This window comes from Flavobacterium orientale (genome assembly GCF_014638005.1).
Classification (GTDB): domain Bacteria; phylum Bacteroidota; class Bacteroidia; order Flavobacteriales; family Flavobacteriaceae; genus Flavobacterium; species Flavobacterium orientale.
In genome coordinates this window covers 164,240-186,905 of the sequence record NZ_BMFG01000004.1, presented here as the reverse complement: position 1 = coordinate 186,905, position 22,666 = coordinate 164,240, and the positions used below count along the sequence as shown (strand labels likewise).

At 36.7% G+C, this 22,666-nt stretch carries 23 protein-coding genes; 11 read left to right on the top strand and 12 right to left on the bottom strand.

The genetic code is table 11. From position 1 onward, the window contains the following. Positions 1 to 12: 12 nt before the first annotated feature. The 3 genes from IEV15_RS06970 to IEV15_RS06960 form a co-directional block, all read right to left on the bottom strand. Complete coding sequence (locus tag IEV15_RS06970; protein ID WP_188361796.1) at positions 13 to 651, bottom strand: peroxiredoxin; 639 nt, start codon at positions 649 to 651, stop codon at positions 13 to 15. 283 nt (positions 652 to 934) lie between these two features. Next, complete coding sequence (gene nhaC / locus IEV15_RS06965) at positions 935 to 2,419, bottom strand: Na+/H+ antiporter NhaC (RefSeq protein ID WP_188361795.1); 1,485 nt, start codon at positions 2,417 to 2,419, stop codon at positions 935 to 937. A gap of 106 nt (positions 2,420 to 2,525) precedes the next feature. After that, entirely contained in the window at positions 2,526 to 3,755 is a 1,230-nt protein-coding gene (locus tag IEV15_RS06960; protein ID WP_188361794.1) for an aminotransferase class I/II-fold pyridoxal phosphate-dependent enzyme, read from the bottom strand. A 160-nt stretch (positions 3,756 to 3,915) separates the two neighbouring features. Between IEV15_RS06960 and IEV15_RS06955 the strand changes: the two genes are divergently transcribed. The 3 genes from IEV15_RS06955 (at position 3,916) to IEV15_RS06945 (ending at position 6,022) form a co-directional block, all read left to right on the top strand. Continuing rightward, positions 3,916 to 4,377, top strand: a complete 462-nt coding sequence (locus IEV15_RS06955) for an Lrp/AsnC family transcriptional regulator (RefSeq protein ID WP_188361793.1) — start codon at positions 3,916 to 3,918, stop codon at positions 4,375 to 4,377. Between the two features lie 83 nt (positions 4,378 to 4,460). Next, on the top strand, positions 4,461 to 5,600 hold the full coding sequence (gene bshA / locus IEV15_RS06950; RefSeq protein ID WP_188361792.1) for an N-acetyl-alpha-D-glucosaminyl L-malate synthase BshA: 1,140 nt from the start codon (positions 4,461 to 4,463) through the stop codon (positions 5,598 to 5,600). Beyond that, positions 5,597 to 6,022 (top strand): protease complex subunit PrcB family protein, encoded by a 426-nt coding sequence (locus tag IEV15_RS06945; protein WP_188361791.1) that lies wholly within the window; start codon positions 5,597 to 5,599, stop codon positions 6,020 to 6,022. Before bshA ends, IEV15_RS06945 begins: the two co-directional genes overlap by 4 nt. A 48-nt stretch (positions 6,023 to 6,070) precedes the next feature. On the opposite strand, the gene IEV15_RS06940 is transcribed toward IEV15_RS06945, so the two are convergent. From IEV15_RS06940 to IEV15_RS06930, 3 genes are all read right to left on the bottom strand, one after another. Beyond that, positions 6,071 to 6,556, bottom strand: a complete 486-nt coding sequence (locus IEV15_RS06940; protein ID WP_188361790.1) for a hypothetical protein — start codon at positions 6,554 to 6,556, stop codon at positions 6,071 to 6,073. A 79-nt stretch (positions 6,557 to 6,635) separates the two neighbouring features. After that, on the bottom strand, positions 6,636 to 7,442 hold the full coding sequence (locus IEV15_RS06935) for a hypothetical protein (protein ID WP_188361789.1): 807 nt from the start codon (positions 7,440 to 7,442) through the stop codon (positions 6,636 to 6,638). Positions 7,443 to 7,538: 96 nt separating this feature from the next. Continuing rightward, positions 7,539 to 8,369 carry a UDP-2,3-diacylglucosamine diphosphatase gene (locus IEV15_RS06930; RefSeq protein ID WP_188361788.1) on the bottom strand — a complete coding sequence of 277 codons (831 nt, stop codon included), beginning with the start codon at positions 8,367 to 8,369 and terminating at the stop codon, positions 7,539 to 7,541. A 171-nt stretch (positions 8,370 to 8,540) separates the two neighbouring features. Here IEV15_RS06930 and aroC point away from each other — a divergent pair, with 171 nt between their 5' ends. Both aroC and IEV15_RS06920 read left to right on the top strand, forming a co-directional pair. Continuing rightward, on the top strand, positions 8,541 to 9,602 hold the full coding sequence (gene aroC / locus IEV15_RS06925; RefSeq protein ID WP_188361787.1) for a chorismate synthase: 1,062 nt from the start codon (positions 8,541 to 8,543) through the stop codon (positions 9,600 to 9,602). 3 nt (positions 9,603 to 9,605) lie between these two features. Next, positions 9,606 to 10,892: a dicarboxylate/amino acid:cation symporter gene (locus IEV15_RS06920; RefSeq protein ID WP_188361786.1), complete on the top strand. Its 1,287-nt coding sequence runs from the start codon at positions 9,606 to 9,608 to the stop codon at positions 10,890 to 10,892. Positions 10,893 to 10,913: 21 nt separating this feature from the next. On the opposite strand, the gene IEV15_RS06915 is transcribed toward IEV15_RS06920, so the two are convergent. After that, positions 10,914 to 11,054 (bottom strand): hypothetical protein, encoded by a 141-nt coding sequence (locus IEV15_RS06915; protein WP_188361785.1) that lies wholly within the window; start codon positions 11,052 to 11,054, stop codon positions 10,914 to 10,916. Positions 11,055 to 11,210: 156 nt separating this feature from the next. On the opposite strand from IEV15_RS06915, the gene IEV15_RS06910 reads away from it, so the two are divergent. Further along, a complete protein-coding gene (locus IEV15_RS06910; protein WP_188361784.1) occupies positions 11,211 to 12,383 on the top strand; it encodes a cytochrome-c peroxidase in 1,173 nt (390 codons plus the stop codon). Between the two features lie 138 nt (positions 12,384 to 12,521). Here the strand turns inward: IEV15_RS06910 and IEV15_RS06905 are convergent, their stop codons facing one another. After that, positions 12,522 to 12,932 (bottom strand): thiol-disulfide oxidoreductase DCC family protein, encoded by a 411-nt coding sequence (locus tag IEV15_RS06905; RefSeq protein WP_188361783.1) that lies wholly within the window; start codon positions 12,930 to 12,932, stop codon positions 12,522 to 12,524. An 82-nt stretch (positions 12,933 to 13,014) separates the two neighbouring features. Beyond that, positions 13,015 to 15,189, bottom strand: coding sequence for an endonuclease MutS2 (locus tag IEV15_RS06900; RefSeq protein ID WP_188361782.1), 2,175 nt, complete (start codon positions 15,187 to 15,189; stop codon positions 13,015 to 13,017). Positions 15,190 to 15,302: 113 nt separating this feature from the next. Here IEV15_RS06900 and ung point away from each other — a divergent pair, with 113 nt between their 5' ends. Further along, the gene (gene ung / locus IEV15_RS06895) at positions 15,303 to 15,968 is read left to right on the top strand and encodes a uracil-DNA glycosylase (protein ID WP_188361781.1); all 666 of its coding nucleotides are present in this window, start codon (positions 15,303 to 15,305) and stop codon (positions 15,966 to 15,968) included. 125 nt (positions 15,969 to 16,093) lie between these two features. Here ung and IEV15_RS06890 read toward each other — a convergent pair whose 3' ends face one another. Next, entirely contained in the window at positions 16,094 to 17,200 is a 1,107-nt protein-coding gene (locus tag IEV15_RS06890) for a fasciclin domain-containing protein (RefSeq protein WP_188361780.1), read from the bottom strand. Between the two features lie 319 nt (positions 17,201 to 17,519). Here IEV15_RS06890 and IEV15_RS06885 point away from each other — a divergent pair, with 319 nt between their 5' ends. After that, positions 17,520 to 18,485 (top strand): hypothetical protein, encoded by a 966-nt coding sequence (locus tag IEV15_RS06885; RefSeq protein WP_188361779.1) that lies wholly within the window; start codon positions 17,520 to 17,522, stop codon positions 18,483 to 18,485. 4 nt (positions 18,486 to 18,489) lie between these two features. Here the strand turns inward: IEV15_RS06885 and IEV15_RS06880 are convergent, their stop codons facing one another. Both IEV15_RS06880 and IEV15_RS06875 read right to left on the bottom strand, forming a co-directional pair. Then, on the bottom strand, positions 18,490 to 18,828 hold the full coding sequence (locus tag IEV15_RS06880; RefSeq protein ID WP_229734114.1) for a DUF6370 family protein: 339 nt from the start codon (positions 18,826 to 18,828) through the stop codon (positions 18,490 to 18,492). Between the two features lie 517 nt (positions 18,829 to 19,345). Beyond that, entirely contained in the window at positions 19,346 to 20,221 is an 876-nt protein-coding gene (locus IEV15_RS06875; protein WP_188361778.1) for a T9SS type A sorting domain-containing protein, read from the bottom strand. A gap of 336 nt (positions 20,222 to 20,557) precedes the next feature. Between IEV15_RS06875 and IEV15_RS06870 the strand changes: the two genes are divergently transcribed. From IEV15_RS06870 to IEV15_RS06860, 3 genes are all read left to right on the top strand, one after another. Continuing rightward, positions 20,558 to 21,139 (top strand): YciE/YciF ferroxidase family protein, encoded by a 582-nt coding sequence (locus IEV15_RS06870; RefSeq protein ID WP_188361777.1) that lies wholly within the window; start codon positions 20,558 to 20,560, stop codon positions 21,137 to 21,139. 163 nt (positions 21,140 to 21,302) lie between these two features. Next, positions 21,303 to 21,884, top strand: coding sequence for a hypothetical protein (locus tag IEV15_RS06865; RefSeq protein ID WP_229734113.1), 582 nt, complete (start codon positions 21,303 to 21,305; stop codon positions 21,882 to 21,884). A 70-nt stretch (positions 21,885 to 21,954) separates the two neighbouring features. Further along, the gene (locus IEV15_RS06860; protein ID WP_188361776.1) at positions 21,955 to 22,575 is read left to right on the top strand and encodes a DUF4142 domain-containing protein; all 621 of its coding nucleotides are present in this window, start codon (positions 21,955 to 21,957) and stop codon (positions 22,573 to 22,575) included. Positions 22,576 to 22,666: the final 91 nt, after the last annotated feature.

Here is a 22,666-nt window from a genome sequence, read left to right as displayed (position 1 = left end):
TTGATCTTTGTTTTAGTTTTGACTTAAGTAAGCAGCAGTGCTTAAACGGTCAGCTACCATTGCTTCTTTTCCTTCTTCCCAGTTGGCCGGACAAACTTCACCTTTGGTTTGAACGTGAGTGTAGGCATCAATCAAACGCAAATATTCGTTTACATTTCTACCTAATGGCATGTCATTTACACTTTCGTGGAAAATTTTTCCGGTTTCGTCAATCAAATACGTAGCTCTGTAAGTTACGTTAGAACCTGAAATTAAATACGTTTCAGTATCTTCATTATATGCTCCGGCTTCGATGTCTAAAATCCCTAAAGCGGATGATAAATTTCTTGTTGTATCAGCAAGTAGAGGATAAGTTACACCTTCAATTCCACCGTTGTTTTTTGCTGTGTTTAACCAGGCAAAGTGTACTTCATTTGTATCACAAGAAGCACCAATTACTAGTGTATTTCTACTCTCAAACTCCGGTAAAGCAGTTTGAAAAGCGTGCAATTCTGTCGGACAAACAAAGGTGAAATCTTTTGGGTACCAAAACAAAATCACTTTTTTGTTGTTTTTTACCGCTTCATCCAAAACGTTGATTCTTAAATTATCTCCCATTTCTGAGATAGCATCTACGGTGATGTTTGGAAATTTTTTACCTACTAATGACATAATTTTTATTTTTTAAATTGTTAATTTCTGATGCAAAGGTAAGATAATAGGGGAGTTGCAACCATGACAAATGTCATACCTAATTGCAATGTAGGTATTGATTTTATTGATGCTAACGTAGGTTTTGCTCTAAAACTTGCAAGTGTGTAATTTTAAATTGAAATTTTTTGTGTTTTCGTAGTTTTAATAGCAATTTATTGCAGAGTCAACAATTGTTAAAATTAAATTAAAACAAAAAAACTGCCGATTAAAGCAGTTTTTATGATGTTAGGATAAGAAATCCTTATTTAGTGGATAATTGTTTGATTTTTATTCGGAAAGCAGCAAATAGCAAGGTCATGAAGGGACTGATGATATTGAAAAAGGCATAAGGAGCATAGCTTAATGTAGACACACCCAAAACTCCGCTATGATACGCTCCACAGGTATTCCAAGGCACTAAAACAGAAGTTACTGTTCCGGAATCTTCTAAAGTCCTACTTAAATTTTCTGGAGCTAATCCTTTGTTTTCGTAAGCTTTAGCAAACATTTTACCGGGAACAACTATAGCTAAATATTGATCAGAAGCGGTCAAGTTTAAGGCTAAACAACTGGCAACTGTGCTGGCAAATAATCCAAAAACGGTATGGAATAATTTCAGCAAGGCTTCCGTGATTTTTGTCAAAGCTCCAATAGCCTCCATAACGCCACCGAAAACCATGGCACATAATATTAACCAAATGGTACCTAACATACCTTGCATTCCTTTTGCAGTGAAAAGTTCTTGCAACATTTCGTTTGACGATTCAAAGTTTGTTTGAACAGTAATAGCGTTCATCACACCTTTGTATCCTGACATTAAATCTAAGGAAGTACTGCCCCCAATTTTAGCAACTAAGTCCGGTTGAAAAAATAAAGCAAACGCACCGCCTAACAAGGTTCCGATTAATAAAGCAATAAGTGGCTCCGTTTTTTTGATGATTAAAACGATAACAGCAATAGGAACTAAAAATAACCAAGGTGAAATGGTAAACGTTTCTTTGATGGCGACTAAAGTGGCTTCATTATTGTTTGCTCCACTTGTGGTTTGTGTTAATCCCAAAATGATAAAAAGTACTAAACTCACTACCAAAGTGGGCACAGTTGTTAACATCATATAGCGAATATGTGTAAACAAATCCGTTCCTGCCATTGCCGGTGCTAAATTGGTAGTATCGGACAACGGGGAAAGTTTATCCCCAAAATAAGCTCCTGAAATTACGGCTCCGGCTACCATTCCGATTGGCATACCAAGCGTTGAACCAATTCCGATTAATGCAATTCCGACAGTGGCAGAAGTGGTCCAAGAACTTCCGGTAGCAATAGAAATCACAGAACAAATCACAACACATGCGGGAAGAAAAATAGTGGGATGTAAGATTTGTAAACCATAATAAACCATCGTCGGAATTATACCGCTTAAAAGCCATGTTCCGGAAAGTGCACCTACCAAAAGCAAGATGATAATCGCACTTGAAGTTGATTTTACATTTTTAGAAACATCTTCCATCATGGCCTGATAGGAAACTTTATTTCTAAAACCCACAATGGCAGCAAAAGCAGCTCCAAGTAATAAAATGAATTGATTGCTTCCGCTCAATGCATCATCTCCAAAAGCATACAATACATTAAATGCTAAAAGTCCAACCAATACTATAATAGGAAGTAATGCTTCAAATAAGGTCAGGTTTTTATTTTCAATTAATTCCTCGTTTCTGGGGTCTAATGGTTTAATGTCTTGGCTTTCCATAAAGTGTATTTGTGGTTGCAATATATAAAAAAAGGAAGGTATATTTTGAAAGGAAACAAAAAAATCCGCTTGGAGGTCAAGCAGATTTTATTTTGAAAAGTAGAATTTAAACTGCAGCTGCTACTTCAGTCAGTATATTTAATTCTACCATACATTGTTTCATCATTTGATAGGTGCGTTCAATATCATTGTCTAAACCTATGGAAAAACGAATCAATCCATCGGTTAAACCCATTTCTATTTGTTCGTCCATTGGAATTTCAGAAGAAGTGGATGTTCCAGGAGCACTGAATAATGTTTTGTAAAAACCTAAACTTACAGCTAAGTAGCCTAAGTTTCTGTTTTGCATTAATTCCATTAACTCGTTGGCTTTGTCTAGCGAACCCACATCTACCGTCATCATACCACCAAAACCATATTCTTTGTTTATCATCCCTGAATAAATGTCATGACTCGGATGACTTTTTAAACCTGGATAAACTACTTTCAAACCGTCATTTTCAAACTTTTCAGCTAAATAACTGGCATTATAACTATGTTGTTTCATTCGGATATGAAGCGTTCGCAAGTTCTTTAAAATACTCGCCGAACGAAGACTGTCCATCGTTGGTCCGAGTAACATACTGGCACCATTATTCACATTTTTTAAATCGTTGATAAATTCTTGCGAAGCACAAACCACACCACCAACGGTATCGCTACTTCCATTGATGAATTTAGTCAAGCTGTGAATCACTACATCAGCTCCCAATTTTGCCGGTGCTACCGAAAGAGGTGAGAAGGTGTTGTCAACTACCAATTTGATGTTGTACTTTTTAGCCAATTTAGCCAAGCTTTCAATGTCAGCTACTTCTAATAAAGGATTGCTTACAGTTTCACAGTATAATACTTTGGTATTTTCATTAATCGCTGCTTCTACTAAATCTAATTTTGTAATATCGACAAAGTGGGTTTTGATATTCCATTTTGGCAACATGTTTTTCATAAAAGCATACGTTCCGCCATAAATGGTTCTACTCGAAACGATTTCGTCCCCTGCAGCACATAATTGCATAAGAACCGGTGTGATGGCTCCCATTCCTGAAGCGGCCACATTTGCACTTTCTGTTCCTTCCATAGCAGCTAAAGCTTCACCAAGATATAAATTCATTGGGGAGGAATGACGGGAATACAAATAACAGCCTTCTGCATTTCCTTCAAATGTATCAAACATGGTTTTTGCTGATAAAAAGGTATAGGTGGAAGAGTCAGAAATAGAGGGGTTTACACCGCCAAATTCACCAAAATATTGTAAATCTTGAATTTTGTCGGCCGGATGAAAAGAATTGGGTTTCATTAGTATTTTATATTAAGTTTATTACAAAATAAGGAAATACTAGTGCAAAAATCAATATAGAATAGTTTATTTAGTTTTTTTATCTAATTATTTATGTATAAATAGATTTTATACCTATATTTGATTTGAAATTAGTACCACTAACCGAAAAATCACAATTATGGAATTCGATGCAATTGATAAAAAATTACTGATGCTCTTGCAAGCAGATAGTAAAAAGACAACAAAGGAACTTTCAATGCAACTTAATCTTTCAGTAACTGCAGTTTATGAAAGAATCAAAAAAATGGAACGCGAAGGAATCATAAAAAATTATGTTGCCTTGTTGGATCGAACAAAAATCAACAAAAGTTTTGTGGTTTTTTGTCACATAAAACTCGTGCAACACACTAAAGAATACCTCAACACTTTTGAAAATGAAGTGACACAATTAAATGAAGTTCTCGAATGTTTTCATGTGAGTGGTGATTATGATTACATCTTAAAAATATGTCTTGGCAGCATGGAAGAATACAGAGCTTTTATGGTCAACAAACTCACCAACTTAAAACATATTGGCAGTACTCACAGTTCATTTATGATAAGTGAATTGAAAAATTCAACGCAATTTGAAATAGTGTAATGGAGAGTTGTTAGTAATATTTAACGATTTCTTACCAAAAGCAAACGGGAAAGAATGTAAATTTGTGTATCTAATTTAGTACAATGAAAATAGCAATAGTGTGTTATCCAACGTTTGGAGGTAGTGGCGTAGTAGCAACAGAATTAGGACTTGAATTAGCGCAACGCGGCCATGAAATTCATTTTATTACTTACAAACAACCGGTGCGATTGGCTTTGCTGAATCCAAACTTGCATTACCACGAAGTGAATGTTCCCGAATACCCACTTTTTCATTACCAACCTTATGAATTGGCGCTGTCAAGCAAGTTGGTTGATATGGTAAAGTTGCATCAAATTGAAGTCTTGCATGTGCATTATGCGATTCCTCATGCCTATGCCGGCTATATGGCAAAGCAAATGTTGTTGGAAGAGGGTATTGACATTCCTATGATTACTACCTTACATGGCACCGATATTACTTTGGTTGGAAATCATCCGCATTACAAACCTGCCGTTTGTTTTAGTATCAATAAATCAGATTATGTGACGTCAGTTTCTCAAAGTTTAAAAGAGGAAACCTATAAACTATTCAATATCAATAAGGAAATTGAAGTGATTCCAAATTTTATTGAATTGGATAAAAATAAAATAGAAGACGGAGTACCTTGTTATCGTTCGTTAATGGCAAAAGACAAAGAGCGAATTATAACACACATCAGCAATTTCAGAAAAGTGAAACGCATTCCGGATGTGATAAAAATATTTTATAAAATCCAACAACAAATCCCGGCCAAATTAATGATGGTAGGTGAGGGTCCCGAAAAAGAAAAAGCGGAACAATTGTGTGAGAGTTTGGGAATAGCTGATAAAGTAATCTTCTTCGGAAACAGCCATGAAATTGATAAAATATTGTGTTTCTCCGATTTGTTTCTATTGCCTTCTGAAACAGAAAGTTTTGGTTTAGCGGCTTTGGAAGCTATGGCGGGTAGCGTACCGGTTATTTCAAGTAACACGGGAGGTTTGCCGGAGGTAAATGAACACGGATTTTCAGGATTTTTAAGTAACGTGGGTGCCATAGACGAAATGGCAAATAATGCGTTAACTATTCTTGAAAATGAGTCTGTTTTACAAACATTTAAAACAAATGCTCTCAAAGCAGCACAGAAATATGATATCAAAGAAATATTACCTCTGTATGAAGCGTTATACACTAAAGCAATCGCAAACAAACAAATGGTATGAAAAAAATACTGCTTCCTATAGTCGGACTACTGCTTTTCTCATGTAGTACCAAAAACAAGCTGGAAAACAAAGAAGATTCAAAATTGTTTGAAATTCTAAAACAAGACGAACAAGGTGGAGCCAACATCCGTTTCTTTGAAGTAATTACGGAACCCAACGAGTTTAAAATGTTGCTGAATGACAAAGAATTAAAAAGAAAAGTAGCTGAAGAAGACATTAAAACTTCCAATTTCTTATTGCTGAATATGGGTGAGAAAAGTAGTGGAGGTCACTTCCTTTCTTTAGAATCTGTTGAAGAAACGGATACTGAAATTATTGTTGATGTAAAAGAAAATTATCCCTCAGGGATGGCAACTTCGGTAATGACCTATCCTTTTATGATTGTAAAAATAAATTCAAAAAAAACAATCCGATTTAAATAAAAAAACGTCTCAAATTTTGAGACGTTTTTGTTTTCTATTTTCTAAAGATTAGAATTGGAAACGGATACCCAAAGCGATGTCCGGACCAAAATTGTTTTCTCTAAAATCATCGCCTCCACCTACGTAAAACTCAGGACGGAAATCTAATGACAATAAAAGAGGAATGTCAAAATTGTACTCAATACCAATGTCTCCTGCTAATACCACATAAGAACCATTAACATCAGCTCTTTTGTTATTCCAACTTCCAACACCACCACCAAGGCCGGCATACCAATTGAAACCACCGTCAATGTTCCAAACCCATTGGTAAAGACCAATCAATTTAAAAGCATCAACATTGTTGCTGTTTCTCCAGCCTAAATCTAACTCCAAACGATTATTGCTGCCTAATGCTCTTTGATAAGAGATCTCTCCTCCAAAGCCGTCGTTGTCTCCCAAACGTAGACCTAATGCATTTTTAGAAATTTCTTGTGCATTTGAAAACATGGCGAATCCAAATACTGCTACTACTGTTAAAATTAGTTTTTTCATAAATAAATCATTTAAATTGATTTTTACGAATTTACAACAACTATGCCAAAATCGTCATAAATTAGAAAGTTATTTTTTGTTAATTTATGTTGTAGGTTGTTAATGTTTCTGTAATTACTTGATTTCCAGATTGGGGAATAGCTAGCCCGACTACAGCTGGATCTATAGCTAAATTGTATGAAATTACATCGTTGGCATACACCATGCCAATATTTTTCGCATAATGTTGTGTAGCTGTCACTACATCTTGAGCATTCATTATCGTAACGGGAACAGTTATCGTAGTACCCGGGATAGTCTGCTCAGTTACTAATTGAAGATTTAAAGTTACTTGCACTTTTTTTACATCATTGTAAACTACAGCATCAGGGGTCGTATAACTGGCCAAATTTTCTAAAGCAGTAATTTTTAAATTGTAAGTGATGGTGAAAGGTACCCCTTCAATTGTTTCTTCTATTACGCCATTTAGAGACCCTAGTACTTGGTTGGTGGGTGCATTGTAATCTAAAATTACTAAATCCTGTACCGCTAAGTCAAAAGGAATATCAATTCCTAAATCAAAATTTAAAGTACCCGTAAAAAGTGTTTTGGCGTTTTCCTGACGAAGGGCATTGTCTCTCATCAAACTGCAAAACAAACCAGATGGCATGTTCACGTTTTTCATTTGCTTGTAGGTTTTCCCACTTATAACCACATCATTTCCTACATACAAATCGTCAAATAGTGTCGGTTGTGAAGCTGTGTTAACTTCATAATCCCAGCTGTTTGCGGTAGTTAACGGTAGATAACTCACAGAAGGATCAATGGGGTCTTGATTAGTATCATCACTGGAGCAGGAGAATAACAAGCTTGCAAATGCAAAGACTAAAATTAATTGTTTTTTCATAGTTGTTTAAGTTATGTTATGTTATACATAACAAATTAACAACAATTTAATTATAATTGCATAACACTTTAACGAACAAGTGAAACAATTACAATATTATTTGTTAGAAAAAATTAAGGAAGCGACCAATTGCTCACTTAACTTAGTTTCCATCTCAAAAAAGTCTTCTTGTATCATGTTGGTATCTTTATCAAAACGATACAATTTCCAACGCTTTTTGTTGTATTCCAAGGCAGTTAGATTTTCAACCCAATCACCTGAGTTTAAATAGAAAGTAGTCCCTTTTTTATTGACTTTACGAATCATTTTTGGTTCGTGAATGTGTCCGCAAATCACATAGTCATAATTATTTTCTATAGCCAATTCCGAAGCAGTGTGTTCAAAATCAGAAATGAACTTCACCGCCTTTTTTACATTCGCTTTTATCTTTTTTGAAAAGGAGTAAGGCTCTCTTCCCATTTTTTGAAGTCCGTGGTTAACAATGCGATTCATAAGGATGAGCAAATCATAACCCCAACCTCCCAGTTTTGCAATCCATTTTGAATGTTGCACAGATGCATCAAATACATCACCGTGAAATAGCCAAGCTTTTTTATCGTCCAATTCTAAAATCAACTTGTCTTGAATATGAAAATTACCAATAGAGGAATCACTGAATTTTCGTAGCATTTCATCATGGTTCCCTGTGATGTAATACACTTCAGTGCCTTTTGAAGCCAAGTCAATAATTTTCTTAATGACTTTCAGATGCGATTTTGGGAAATAGGACTTCCGAAACTGCCAAATATCAATGATATCGCCGTTCAGCACTAAAGTTTTCGGTTTTATGGTGGAAAGGTATTGATACAATTCTTTGGCATGACATCCAAAGGTACCCAAATGGATATCCGACAAAACTACTACTTCAACTTTTCTCTTTTTAAGCATACGAATTGAGGTTTTACAAATTAAGCGATTCAGTTGCAATTCTGTTTTATTCAAAAGTTAAGTCTGTGGCTACCTATATTATGATTGTGTGAAGAAAGCGATGCTATAATATCGGGGGCGACTTACTATTATTAAACTAAAAACCCTATTTTTGTTGAAAATGTTTAGAATATGGCCGGAAATAGCTACGGAAATTTATTTAAACTAACCACTTTTGGCGAATCGCATGGCGAAGCATTAGGTGGTAGTATCGATGGTTGTCCTCCCGGAATTGCACTTGATTTTGAGGCTATTCAAATGGAAATGGAACGTAGAAAACCAGGTCAATCAAGTATTGTAACCCAACGAAAAGAAGCCGACGAAGTGCAGTTTTTATCCGGAATTTTTGAAGGCAAAACTACAGGAACTCCTATCGGTTTTATCATCCCGAACACCAATCAGAAATCAGACGATTACGCCCATATTAAAGATTCCTACAGACCAAGTCATGCCGATTATGTGTATGAAAAAAAATACGGCATTCGCGACTATCGTGGTGGTGGCAGAAGTTCTGCCCGTGAAACTGCTTGTAGGGTAGTGGCAGGAGCTATTGCCAAACAAGTGATAGCAAACGTAAAGATAAATGCTTTTGTATCATCGGTAGGGGAAATTTTCATCGACAAACCCTATCAGGATTTAGACTTTTCTAAAATTGAATCCAATCCCGTTCGTTGTCCTGATGAAGCTACGGCTTCTAAAATGGAAGATTACATCAAAGAAATCAAAAAACAAGGCGACACGGTTGGAGGTACGATAACGTGTGTCATTCAAAATGTACCGATTGGTTTGGGCGAACCTGTTTTCAATAAATTACATGCTGAATTAGGCAAAGCCATGCTATCAATCAATGCCGTTAAAGGTTTTGAATTTGGTAGTGGTTTCTGTGGAGCCAAAATGAGAGGTAGCGAACACAACGATTTATATAATGCCGACGGAACTACAAAAACCAATTTGTCAGGCGGCATTCAAGGTGGTATTTCTAACGGTATGGATATTTATTTTAGAATAGCGTTCAAACCGGTGGCCACACTCATCCAAAAACAAGAAGCTTTAACCACTTCTGGCGAAATTATTGAATCGCAAGGCAAAGGCCGACACGATCCCTGTGTGGTGCCTCGTGCTGTTCCCATCGTGGAAGCCATGGCCGCTTTGGTGTTGGCCGATTTTTATTTACTAAACAAAATCTATCAATAAAACATGAAATTACCCCTACATTGGAAAATAGTGATTGGTATGGTAGCCGGATTGCTTTTTGGCTACTTGATGAAAAACCTCGAAATGAAAGGCATAGTGGTCGATTGGATAAAACCCTTCGGAACTATTTTTATCAACCTCCTAAAAATGATTGCCGTTCCCCTGATTGTGGTTTCTCTAATTGTTGGGTTATCTGATTTAAAAGACATTTCCAAACTTTCCAAACTTGGCGGAAGAACCGTTATATTTTATTTGTTTTCTACGGTAACCGCAGTTTCTATAGGATTAGTTTTGGCTAATTTGATTAAACCCGGTAGTTTTATTAACGAAGAATCACGAAAAAGCTTGTTGGAAAATTTTGCAGGTGATGCCGCTCAAAAAATTGAATTGGCTGAGAAAGCAAAACATAGTGGTCCTTTGCAACCTTTGGTCGATATTGTTCCCGAGAACTTTTTCAATGCGTTGAGCGATAATGGGAGCATGCTGCAAGTCATACTTTTTGTGATTCTGATTGGTATCGGATTAATTCTAATTGACGAACAAAAAGCAAAACCGGTGGTCGACTTTTTCAAAGGTTTGAATGATGTAATCATGAAGATTATAGATATTATTATGTCAGCAGCTCCGATCGGTGTTTTTGCTTTAATGGCTTCTTTGATGGTCGAAATTCCTGATTTTTCTACCTTAGGTGCTTTGGGAATATATGCGTTAACGGTTTTATTAGGATTGCTTTTAATGACTTTTGTGTTTTATCCCACTTTGTTGTATACCATTGCGAAAGTCAACCCCATACGTTTTTTTAAAGCGATTGCTCCTGCTCAATTGTTGGCGTTTTCTACCAGTTCAAGTGCCGCAACGTTGCCGGTTACGATGGAGCGGGTTACGGAACATGTGGGTGTTGACGAAGAAGTCTCCAGTTTTGTTTTACCACTGGGTGCCACAGTCAATATGGATGGAACGAGTTTGTATCAAGCTGTAGCGGCCATTTTTATTGCTCAAGCCATGTTGCCGGAACCATTAGATTTGCAAACGCAATTAATGATTATTGTCACCGCTACTTTAGCCTCAATTGGTTCTGCGGCAGTACCTAGTGCCGGAATGGTGATGCTGGTTATTGTATTAGGGCAAGCCGGAATTCCGGAAGCGGGATTGGCATTGATTTTTGCGATTGACCGACCTTTGGATATGTGTAGAACGGTTACCAATATAACCAGTGATGCAACAGTGGCCACATTAGTGGCTAAGTCTGTTGGAAAATTACACGAACCTCCTTTACATAAAGAAGAGTAAAACTAAAAGAAAAACGACCGGCTAGTCGTTTTTCTTTTTTTTATCACTATTCATCATGAGCATTACAGCGGCAATGATGCCGATAATAACTAACGCAAAAACACCAATCATGATGATAGCTCCGTTATCCCACGAATATAAAGAGAAGAATAGTTTGTTCATTTTATTGAGTTTAAGTAGTCAAAAATAAAAAGGAAAGCACTTAAAATATATGATATTTATCAGTTGTAGCTAATTTTGAAAAACGATACTGCTTAAATTAAACCTTTAAGCTTTTAGACAGTCAAACTTACTAGTTACAAATTAACAAAATTCAAAATGAATAAAATATTGTACTTAAGTTCAGTTTTATTTGTTGTTATAATCCTTTCTTGTAATAAAGACGATGGTTATGAACCTATTGAAGTGAATGTTTTGAACCTTCCCGAAACACCATTTGATTATTCAAGTCTTGACTTGCCTAGTCATTTTACAACAAATGTACCGGGACAACCGCTACAAACTGCTATTAATGGCACAGACAATACACCAACCGACAATCCAATAACAAACGATGGTGCAACACTTGGCAGGGTTTTATTTTATGATAAACAATTAAGTGCAAATGGAACTATTTCCTGTGCTTCTTGTCATAAACAAGATAAAGGATTTTCGGATGATACAGTGTTGAGTGTAGGCTTTGATGCTGGTTTAACTGCGAGGCATTCAATGACTTTAATTAATGCTAGATTTTACCAACGTGGACGCTTTTTTTGGGATGAGCGTGCTACTACTCTGGAAGAACAAGTGCTAATGCCTTTTCAAGACCCTGTTGAGATGGGAATGACTTTGGAACAAGTTGTAGGCAAAGTTCAAGAACAATCGTATTATCCGGAATTGTTTCAAAAAGCATTTGGTTCACAAGAAATCACATCCGATAAAATATCTAAAGCACTTGCACAGTTTGTACGTAGTATTGTAAGTTATTCGAGTAAGTACGATATTGGTAGAGCTCAGTCGGCTGCACCAGGTGCAAACTTTCCTAATTTTACAGATGAAGAGAACATTGGTAAAAATATATTCTTTCGAACCATTCCCAACGGAGGGGGTGCTTGTTTTGGTTGTCATACTACTGAAGCATTTATTAGTGCCAATCCCGGACCTCAAAACAACGGACTTGATGCCACTTCCACAACAGATTTAGGTGCAGGAGGAGTATTCCCAAATCCTATTTTTGTGGGGCGTTTTAAATCTACCAGTTTACGAAATATAGAATTAACTGCACCGTATATGCACGACGGAAGATTTGCTACTTTGGAACAAGTGGTTGAACATTACAACAGTGGTATCAAGCCACATCCAACACTTTCTCCGGCTTTGAAAGATGCCAATGGAAATCCTGTTCAACTAAATCTTACAAATGCTCAAAAAGCTGCGTTAGTTGCATTTCTTAAAACACTAACAGACAATAGTGTGAGTACAGAAGTGAAATGGAGTAATCCGTTTAGATAAGATTAAAACTGGCTACAGCAGCATAGGTATGATATGCCGGGTTTTGTACTAAACGCAAACTTTGTGCATTGTATAAAATGTAGTGTTAAAATGAAAAACCCGTTTTCAAAACCCGCAACTTCATAAATAGGCCAACACTTATAAAAACTTCGCCTTCATTTCCTCAGTAGGAATCATACATTCCTCTTTTTTACCATACCATTGGTAACGGTTTTTAGCCACATAATCGTAAATAAAATTGCCAAAAGAACCCGTAAACGAAAACAAAGCCAAAAAACGATGCCAGCTGTTTAAATTCTTTGCAATTTGCATCGCCGCTTCTGCTTTGATATAATACGCTTCTCCGGGAACATACAAAATAATACTGTCCACCTTTGAAGCATCAATCCCCAAATACGTTATGATTTGTTGCCCAATCTCCGATTGTATCGAAGCAAATCGAAACAAGTCTTTAGGGTCGTTTTTTATTATGAATTGAACAGAGTTGTCACACAAGTTACAAACCCCGTCAAACAAAACTATCTTTTTATCTCTTGGTAAATTTTCCATTTTCACTATTCACTAATTACTATTCACTAATTACTATTCACTAATTACTATTCACTAATCACTAATCACTAATCTCTAATCCCTATTTCCCCTTAGCTTCCACCAACTCCAACGCATCCACACTCACTTTCGAAGTGAATACACCATAATTAACAGTAGCTTTATTTTTTTCAATCAAGTCTAAGGTACCCACCGCTTTGCCATCTATCATTCGAACCCGGTCACCAATTTTAAGTGTAACTTTCGGTTTGTCCGCTTCGGCTTTCAAAGCTTTGATTTTCTTTTCTTTTTTAACGGTGCGAATTTCTTCTACCTTAGCCGTCACTTCTTGAACAATTTGTTGCTGAATGATTTCTTTTTCCTTAGTTTCTTTTGCGGTCGCTTTTTTGCGTTTGGAATTTTCGATTTCTACAATTTTCAACAATTCCCCAATCAAAACCTTTTTGTCTTTATTGTTGAAATACTTCGAGGACAAATCATCCATCTTCTGACCTAAATAAATCAACCGCTGATTGGCATCATACAATTCCTGATACCGTTCTAGTTTGTCTTGAATCTTAGCATTAATGGTCTCCATTTTTTTGCTTTCTTCGCGAGCTTTACTTTCTTCTTCTTTTAAATTGATGGACGTTTTTTCCAGTTTCGAACGTTCTTTTTGTAACGTGGCAATGGTTTTATCAAATCGCACTTTACCTACTTCAATTTTCTTCTTGGCTCGATTGATTAATCCAAAGGGGATTCCGTTTTTCTGTGCTACTTCAAAAGTAAACGAGCTTCCGGCTTGACCTAAAATCAATTTATATAAAGGTTCCAATGATTTTTCATCAAAAAGCATGTTGGCATTGGAAGCAAAAGGCAATTCGTTAGCTAATATTTTTAAATTCGAATAATGTGTCGTAATGATACCAAACGCCTCCCGATGATAGAATTCTTCTAAAAAGGTTTCTGCCAAAGCTCCTCCTAACTCAGGGTCGGAACCCGTTCCAAACTCGTCAATTAAGAATAAGGTTTTGGTATTGCACTTCTTTAAAAAGTAGTTCATGTTTTTGAGTCGGTAACTGTACGTACTCAAATGATTTTCAATAGATTGGTTGTCGCCAATATCAGTTAGAATACGATCAAATAAAAAGGTTTCGCTGCGTTCGTGAACCGGAAGCAACATCCCGCTTTGCAACATCAATTGCAACAATCCAACCGTTTTGAGAGAGATGGTTTTTCCACCGGCATTTGGTCCCGAAATGACTATAATCCGATTTTCATTTTGCAATTCAATGGTTTGCGGAAACGTTTTTTCACCTTTTGTACTATTGTTTAAATACAAAATAGGGTGGTAGGCATCTCTAAAAAACAACCGCTTTTCTTCAATAATAGTCGGTAAAATGGCATTTATTTTCAATGCGTATTTTGCTTTTCCGGCAATGACATCAATGTCGCTCAAAAAATCTTGATACTGGTTCAAAAGTTCCTTAAAAGGACGGATATCATTGGATAACTTCTTTAGAATTCTCGTGATTTCCTCTCGTTCTTCATACTCTAAATTACTTAATTCTCTGGAATATCGGAGTGTAGCTTCGGGTTCAATATAAGCGATGCTTCCCGTTTTGGAACTTCCTAAAATCGAACCCTTAACTTTCCTGCGATACATGGCTAAAACGGCTAAAACCCTACGATTTTCAACAAAGCTTTCTTTAATCTCATCCAAATAGCCCAAACTGTTGTATTGCGTTAAAGCGGTGCCGAAACTTTGGTTCACTTTACCCCGAACCACACTCATGTCACGTCTGATATTGATTAAATCCGGTGAGGCATTGTCTTTAATAACGCCATATTTATCAACCACTTCATCCACTTTTTGAATGATGTATTTGGTGTATTCTACCTGAAGGGCTCGTTCGTTGAGTTTGGGATAATACTCGTTGAATTTCTTTAAAAATAAAAGCAACGCATTGACCGTTTCTGAAATTTGTGCAATTTTACGAAAGCTACCCACTTCCAAAAAACTGTCTTCAATACCGATGAATTTTATTTCATGGGTAATGGAATCAAACCCATGGTTTGGCAGTGCATTGTTATTGGAAAAGGAGGAAAGGTATTCTGAAGTTTGCAACAGCGAATCCATCAATTGTGCCTTGTTTTTAAAAGGAACAATTTCAAGTGCTTTTTGTTTTCCCAATTCAGTGTTACATCGGTCGGAGACCGTTTGTAAAACAGTGGCAAATTCTAAATCCTTTAAGGTTTTATCGGTGATGGATATCATTTTATAAGCGTAGCAATTTTAGGCAAATTTAGCGATTATTTAGTTTAGTATACTTTTATTCTCATTTGAAAAATTGATGCAACTATACGTATATTTGTATAAATACAAAAAGAATGCTTTCTCACTTACATCCCTCTTGGCAAGCAATTTTATCAGAGGAATTCCAAAAAACCTATTTTCAACAATTGACCACTTTTGTTGAAAATGAATATGCAACCAGTACTTGTTACCCACCTAAAAATGAAATTTTTGCAGCCTTTAATCACTGTCCGTTTGACAAGTTGAAAGTGGTCATCATTGGCCAAGATCCTTATCACGGACCAGGTCAGGCCAACGGTTTGTGTTTTTCTGTAAACGACGGCGTGGCTTTTCCTCCTTCCTTGATGAATATTTTTAAAGAGTTAGAAAAAGATATAGGAACTCCAATTCCCATTTGGGGGAATTTAGAACGTTGGGCTGCTCAAGGTGTTTTGCTGTTAAACGCTACGTTAACAGTAAGAAAAGGCGAAGCCGGAAGTCATCAAAAAAGGGGGTGGGAAACGTTTACGGATGCCGTGATTCAAACGATTTCATCGCATAATGAAGGTATCGTGTTTCTACTATGGGGCGGTTTTGCTCAAAAAAAAGGAGCTAAAATTGACCAAACAAAACATTTTGTTTTAACAGCCGGACATCCGTCACCGTTGAGTGCCAATAGAGGGTTTTGGTTCGGAAACAAACATTTTAGTAAAACCAATGCCTACCTCAGTAAAAAAGGAATAAAGGAGTTGGATTGGTAACAATTTAATTGAACATCCAATTATACCAAGGTTTTTAAAATAAAGAGAAACTGCCTATGTGGCAGTTTCTCTGAAAAACAAACAATATTCACAACACTTACTGTTGAAAACGTTTGGAATATAACTTATTGAATGGGTAGTAATACCGTATCAATAACATGAATAATTCCGTTGGAAGCGGAAATATTCGGGATGACTATAGAGGAAGTGTTACCTACAGCAGTAATAACTGCTTGATTGTTTACCGAAAAACTCACACCCAATAAGGTGTTTATTGTACGTGAATTAACACGTGGCACCACACTATTAGCTGCTCTTCTTCCTTCAACAACATGATATTTTAATACATCCAAAACTAAAGTAGCCGGTAAATCAGTTATTCCGTCAATGTTTAAATCGGTGTAAAGATTTTCAAAGGCTTGATTCGTTGGAGCAAATACAGTGTATTGATCAGTACCATTTGCAAAAAGAGTTACCAATCCGGCATTTAACTCTTGGTCAACATAAGTCAAGGCAGCAACCAATTCAGTAAAATTAGCATTTACAGCGATGGTTGCTATAGAATCGGAACCTGGTGCATTGGCCGGTTTATCGGAACCCGGTACAATTGGTAATAACACTTGATCAATAACATGAATAATGCCGTTTGAAGCAGATATATTTGCCGTTGTTATAGTAGCGGTACTTCCAACAGCCGTTAGTAATGCATCTTTGTTTACAGCGAAAGTAGCTCCTAAAAGCGTGGTTATCGTTCTGCTTTTTACAGGTGGTACCACACTATTGGCTGCTCGACGCCCTTCAACTACATGGTACTTTAAAACATCTAGTACCAATTCTGCAGGTAAATCAGTAATACCGTCTACACCCAATTCGGTATACAAAGCATCAAATGCTTCATCTGTTGGAGCAAAAACGGTGTGCTGGTTGGTACCGTTAGAAAATAAATTGACCAATCCGGCATCCAATTCTTGATCTACATAGACTAAAGCACCAACAAGTTCAGTAAACTCGGCACCAACTGCAATTCCGGCAATTGGTGTAGTACCCGGAGCAGGAGCACGGTTCGCCGTGTTGTTAATATTTTCTAAGGTTTCTACAAGGGTAAGTTTGGAGGACTCACTGTCAAAGTTGACGGATTCATCGCTGTCGCATGACAGCACCGCAGTAGCCATCGCAGTCAAAAAGGCCAGCGACACTACTCTTTTTCTCAAATTAAAAGGATTTGTTTTCATGTACTACTAATTTTAGTTATTAAAAAGTTCTGATAGTATGCAACTTGTTATTTATACTGAAAAAAAGATAGCGTAGGTACTGATAATTGAATCTTTGGGGACGATTCTTTAAATAGTAATCATTTTGTTTAACTATTTATTTAAACTGTTAAACAAAGTAAAAGGTTTCAAATGAAAATACCAACGGGTACTTCTAAATTTTAAATATACTTTAACAATCATTTAAGTGGTTGTATGGCAGAATAATACGCCCTGCTAAGGAAGGTAATTTGTAACAATTCCGGAAAATCACTGTCTGATAAAGCAAATCAATACTAACATGCGTTTTTTATCTGTTTTACTTTTCTCATTTTTAGGATGCAATGCATTCGCTCAGCCTTCAACAAATTCCTTTTTTCAAAAAGATAGCTTGATAGTAGTGACAAAACAACCTAATAAAGGGTTTTATCACGAGTACATTATTTTTATTCCAAAAGGGACACCCTTGAATGCAACCTCTGTACTGTTAGTAGAACCCAACAACACCGGAAAAATAACAGACAGTATCGAGATACACAAAGAGGCGGCAATAGCACTAGCTTCAGTTAGCTCAGTGGGAAACAACTGTGCTACTGAGTTAAAAATACCACTGTTGGTTCCTGTTTTTCCGAGACCTGCTTCGCAACCTTTACTCTATACGCATGCTCTTGATAGGGATGTATTATTGAATCAAACTCCGGAATACAAGCGGCTCGACCTACAATTACTTGAAATGATAAACGATGCAAAAAATCGTTTGGCTTCCCTGGAAATTGAAATAGCCCCAAAATTTTTCATGTGTGGTTTTTCAGCATCCGGTACTTTTGTCAACCGCTTTTCTTTAATGCATCCGGAAAAAATTAAAGCATTGGCAATAGGAGGGTTCAACGGAAAATTGATGCTACCGCTGGAAGCACTCAATGGAGAGGAGTTGAACTACCCCATCGGAATAAAGGATTTCTCGAAACTATTCGATAAAAACTTTGACTTTACAAACTTCAAAGAAATCCCTAAACATATCTACATGGGGGCTTTGGACACTAACGATGCGGTTCAGTTTGACGATGCATACAGTGGGAGTGAACGAAAAATCATTAACGAAAATCTGGGCAAATCAGTACAAGAGCGATTTGTAAATTGCCAAAATTACTATCAGAAGCAAGGCATCGTAGCTACTTTTAAAACGTTTGAAAAGGTCGGACATTGGACCACATCCGAGATGAATTTAGAAGTCATCTTGTTTTTCTTGAACGAACTGAAAAAGTAATAGCCTAATCCTTTTTCTCTTTCTTGACGGGTAGCAATTTAAAATAGGTCGCTGTAAATTTGCCTTCAACCACTGCTCCGGATACTTCCGCTTCCCTGATGGTAGTACACAATCCGTCAGCGGCATGAGCATCACCATGAGCGTCAATGTCGCCGTTCGCAACAAAATAGGCTTTATTGTCCACAACCACAGCCAAATCACAACCATAGCCGGGTAGTTCCAATTGACATTGGCCACAAGCCGCTTTGACTTGGAAGATTCTTACTTTTGTTTCCTTTTGTTCCGTCTGACTCAATGCAGTAATCGGCAAGCAAAACAGTAAAAGCAGTATACTTTTTTTCATTTTTAAACCCTTAGGATGTAATTAAATTTTCTAGTTTTTTAAACCAAATAGAAACACACAGCTTTGCGAAACCAAGCATTGGTTCTATGTCCTTTTCCTATGTATCTATGTGGCTCAATTTATTCTTGTTTGTTTTTTTTCTCTTACCACATAGGGACATAGTATTTTGAGTTCTAAAAGACGCTTCGCTTAATTAGAGAAACACACAGCTATGCGAAACCAAGCATTGGTTCTATGTCCTTTTCCTATGTATCTATGTGGTTCAATTTTTTTCTTGTTTGTTTTTTCTCTAACCACATAGAGTTACATAGTATTTTGAGTTCTAAAAGACGCTTCGCTCAATTAGAGAAACATACAGCTATGCGAAACCAAGCATTGGTTCTATGTCCTTTTTCCTATGAATCTATGTGGTTAGTTTGATTCTATTTTTAAAAAAATCATAGTGACACTAATTTTACCCAACGCGAATTTTTAAAGGTACAATCAACCTGACCGCAGACAAGTTAAAATGGAGAGGTTATAATTTAACCCATTTGAATACTTCCGATTTATCAGCTGAAATGATTTTAATATAATACATACCTGATGCGAGATCGGCTACATTAATCTCACCTTCTGTAGCTGTAAAATCCGCTTCTTTGATGATTTGTCCATTTGCATTATAGAGTACATAGTTGGTAAGGGGTTGCTCTGAACTGTAAAACAGTATATTGGTTGTCGGATTTGGATACAGCTGGAAGGTAGAACGAATAGCATCATCCAAATTGGCCGTATTAGGTGTAATGGTCAATTGTACCAAAGGTCTATTGGAATTAATCAACATGACTAAAGCATCCAAACTTGTACTTCCAACACGGGTGGCATTCATTGTGGCATCCGTAGATCGTCCCCAGGCAATATCGCCCGTAGGCGTACTCGGACGGTGCCATTCCACAAAAATGACAATATTTGAGGTGCCATTCCATTCAAAAGAGGTGGTAAAAGGTACTTCTTTCCAACCGGTTCCCGCCGGAATGCTGTAAGTAGATGAGGTAAAAACTTCGGTGGCACCATTTACTTCAGTAGTCCATGACGGTACACTAGCCCAATTGCTATGGGTGACATGTTTTATATATACTTTGATATACGCATCGCCAAAGGGATATTCACCTACTCCGGCTTTATTCCATGCCAAACTGGTAATGGTTCCTGATAATCCACCCGCAGCAACAATTTCTGAAGCGGTATACAGCGACATAGTTCTGGAATAACGATTCACTGTAGTACTTGTTGACAATAGAGAATTGGTGGATGAAGCACCTGTTTGAATACCTAACGTTGCAGTAACCTGAGCTTCACTCTGAAAGCTGAAAACCAACAATAGTCCAAAAAATAAGAGTAGTGTTTTTTTCATTATGATTTGTTTAAGGATTAGTCTTATTTGATATAAATATAATGAAATAATTATAAAGACAGACACAAACCTTAAAATAAACAATAGAAATCTCCCTTTAAATCACCGTGTAGCCCGATAGTAAAGCCCTATTTTTCAGAAGTTTACTTCTCTTTCTAAACAATACTACAACCATCATATGTAAATAATACAACCATTTGTATAAATGATACAATGAGAAAAATAAGATTGCATCCCACCTTTGTAAACGCTTTTTGTTTGAGATAAAAAGAACTGCTCTTAACACATAAAAAGTAGCAAAAACGCATACACAGTAACAATCAATTATAAAAACAGATGAATACAACAAAAACAAATTTCAGTAAAAACGGTGAATTAAAAACGGCCCCTAAAAACCAAACTACTTCAACAAGTAAAATGAAATCTTCGCAACTAATGAAATTATTTGAAGATGAACTTAAAGATATCTATTGGGCAGAAAAGGCGTTGACCAAAGCAATTCCGAAGATGATTAAAAAGGCCACATCCGAAAAATTGATTGAAGCATTGACAAGTCACCTTACCGAAACAGAAGAACAAGCCAATCGTTTGGAACAGATTTTTAAAATCTTGGGTAAAAAACCAGAAGCTGAAAAATGTGAGGCAATGGCAGGTTTGATGAAAGAATCGGAAGATATTATGGAAGCCTGCGAACCCGGTGCGATGCGTGATGCAGGAATTATTTCTGCCGCTCAAAAAGTAGAACACTATGAAATTGCGTCTTATGGAACATTGAGCCAATTTGCCCACACACTCGGATTAAAAGATGCGGTAAAATTATTGGATGCTACTTTAAATGAAGAAAAGCAAGCCGATGTAAAATTAACCGAAGTGGCAGTGGATGCCATCAATATGGAAGCTGCTGAAAAAAAAGCATAAGTAAAAACAAGTAGTTTAAAGTGTCTTACAGGTGCTGTTTTAGCATAAGTGATAGATAAGGTAATAGTAGTTAAACTACTTTAAAACAATAACTTAAATAAAATAATGCAACCATAAGGTGCCAACTAAAACCTGAACAAGTAATCTAAAAACAATTTTAAAAATGGAAAATTCAAGAAATGAGAATGGAGATTTAGTAAACAGAACTTCTGACAGAAACGACAGAAGTGACAGTAGAGTATTAACCGGTATGTTTCGTGACCGTGAGAGTACTGAAAACGCCTATAATGCACTGAATGAAAGAGGCTATTCAAAAGATGATATCAACTTAGTAATGTCGGATGAAACAAGAAAAACGCATTACAATGAAGATATGTCCGATGAAACGGAAATCGGAACCAAAGCAGCAGAACATGCCGGAAAAGGATCAGCTATTGGCGGTACTATCGGTGCTGTTGTAGGTGTTATTGCAGCGATTGGAACCAGTGTAGTGATTCCCGGATTGGGAATTTTAATCGCCGGTCCGATTGCAGCAGGATTGGCTGGAGCCGGTGCAGGTGGATTAGCGGGTGGTGTGATTGGAGCCTTAGTGGGTTCAGGTATTCCGGAAGCTAGAGCCAAATTATATGAATCAGGTATCGAAGAAGGTAATGTAGTTATTTCAGTGACCCCAAGAAATAGTGAAGATGCCGAATACTTGCAAGATAATTGGAGAAACAACCGTGGTGAGGAAATACACTATTAAATAAAAAACTATAAGCAAGGGGTTGTAGTAATCCCTTGCTTATTTATAAAAATTATAAAAAAATACAATTATGAAAAATACAATGAATAAAAATGCACTATTCCTGTTTTCAATTTGCATGGCTGGAACACTTGCTTTGGCTACCGCTTGCAAGGATAACAGAGCTGACGAAGTAGGAACAGATGCAGACTATGAAAATAGTGCCAATAATAACACTATTGACGATGAAACAATTCTGGTGGTTGAAAACGACGACAACGCCAAGTTTTTGAATGAAGCGGCTGAAATGCAATTGGAAGAAATCAGCTTGGGAAAATTAGCCCAACAACAAGGAACGTCATCTCATGTCAAAGAACTGGGAAAAATGATGGAAAACGAGCACAGTCAAGCCCTTAGAGAACTAACTACTTTGTCCCAATCAAAATCAGTAACCATACCAACGTCAATCACCGAAAGATCAAAAAAGAACTACGATGATTTAGCAGGTAAAACAGCTAATGATTTTGATAAAGCCTACAGTGAAATGATGGTCGATCATCATAAAGATGCCGTAGATTTATTTGAAAAAGCAGCCAACGATTCAGAAGATGGTGACATCAGAACCTGGGCTTCAAGCAAACTACGCACGTTAAGAACCCATCTGGAACACGCCGAAGTAGCTAAAAAAGAAACCGATAGAACAAAATCATAAAGTTTACAAAGGCAGGGAGGTAGAAGAAAGAAGATGCAGATGGGATATACTATCCCTGCTTTACAAAAAATTTACAATCACCAATCAGTAC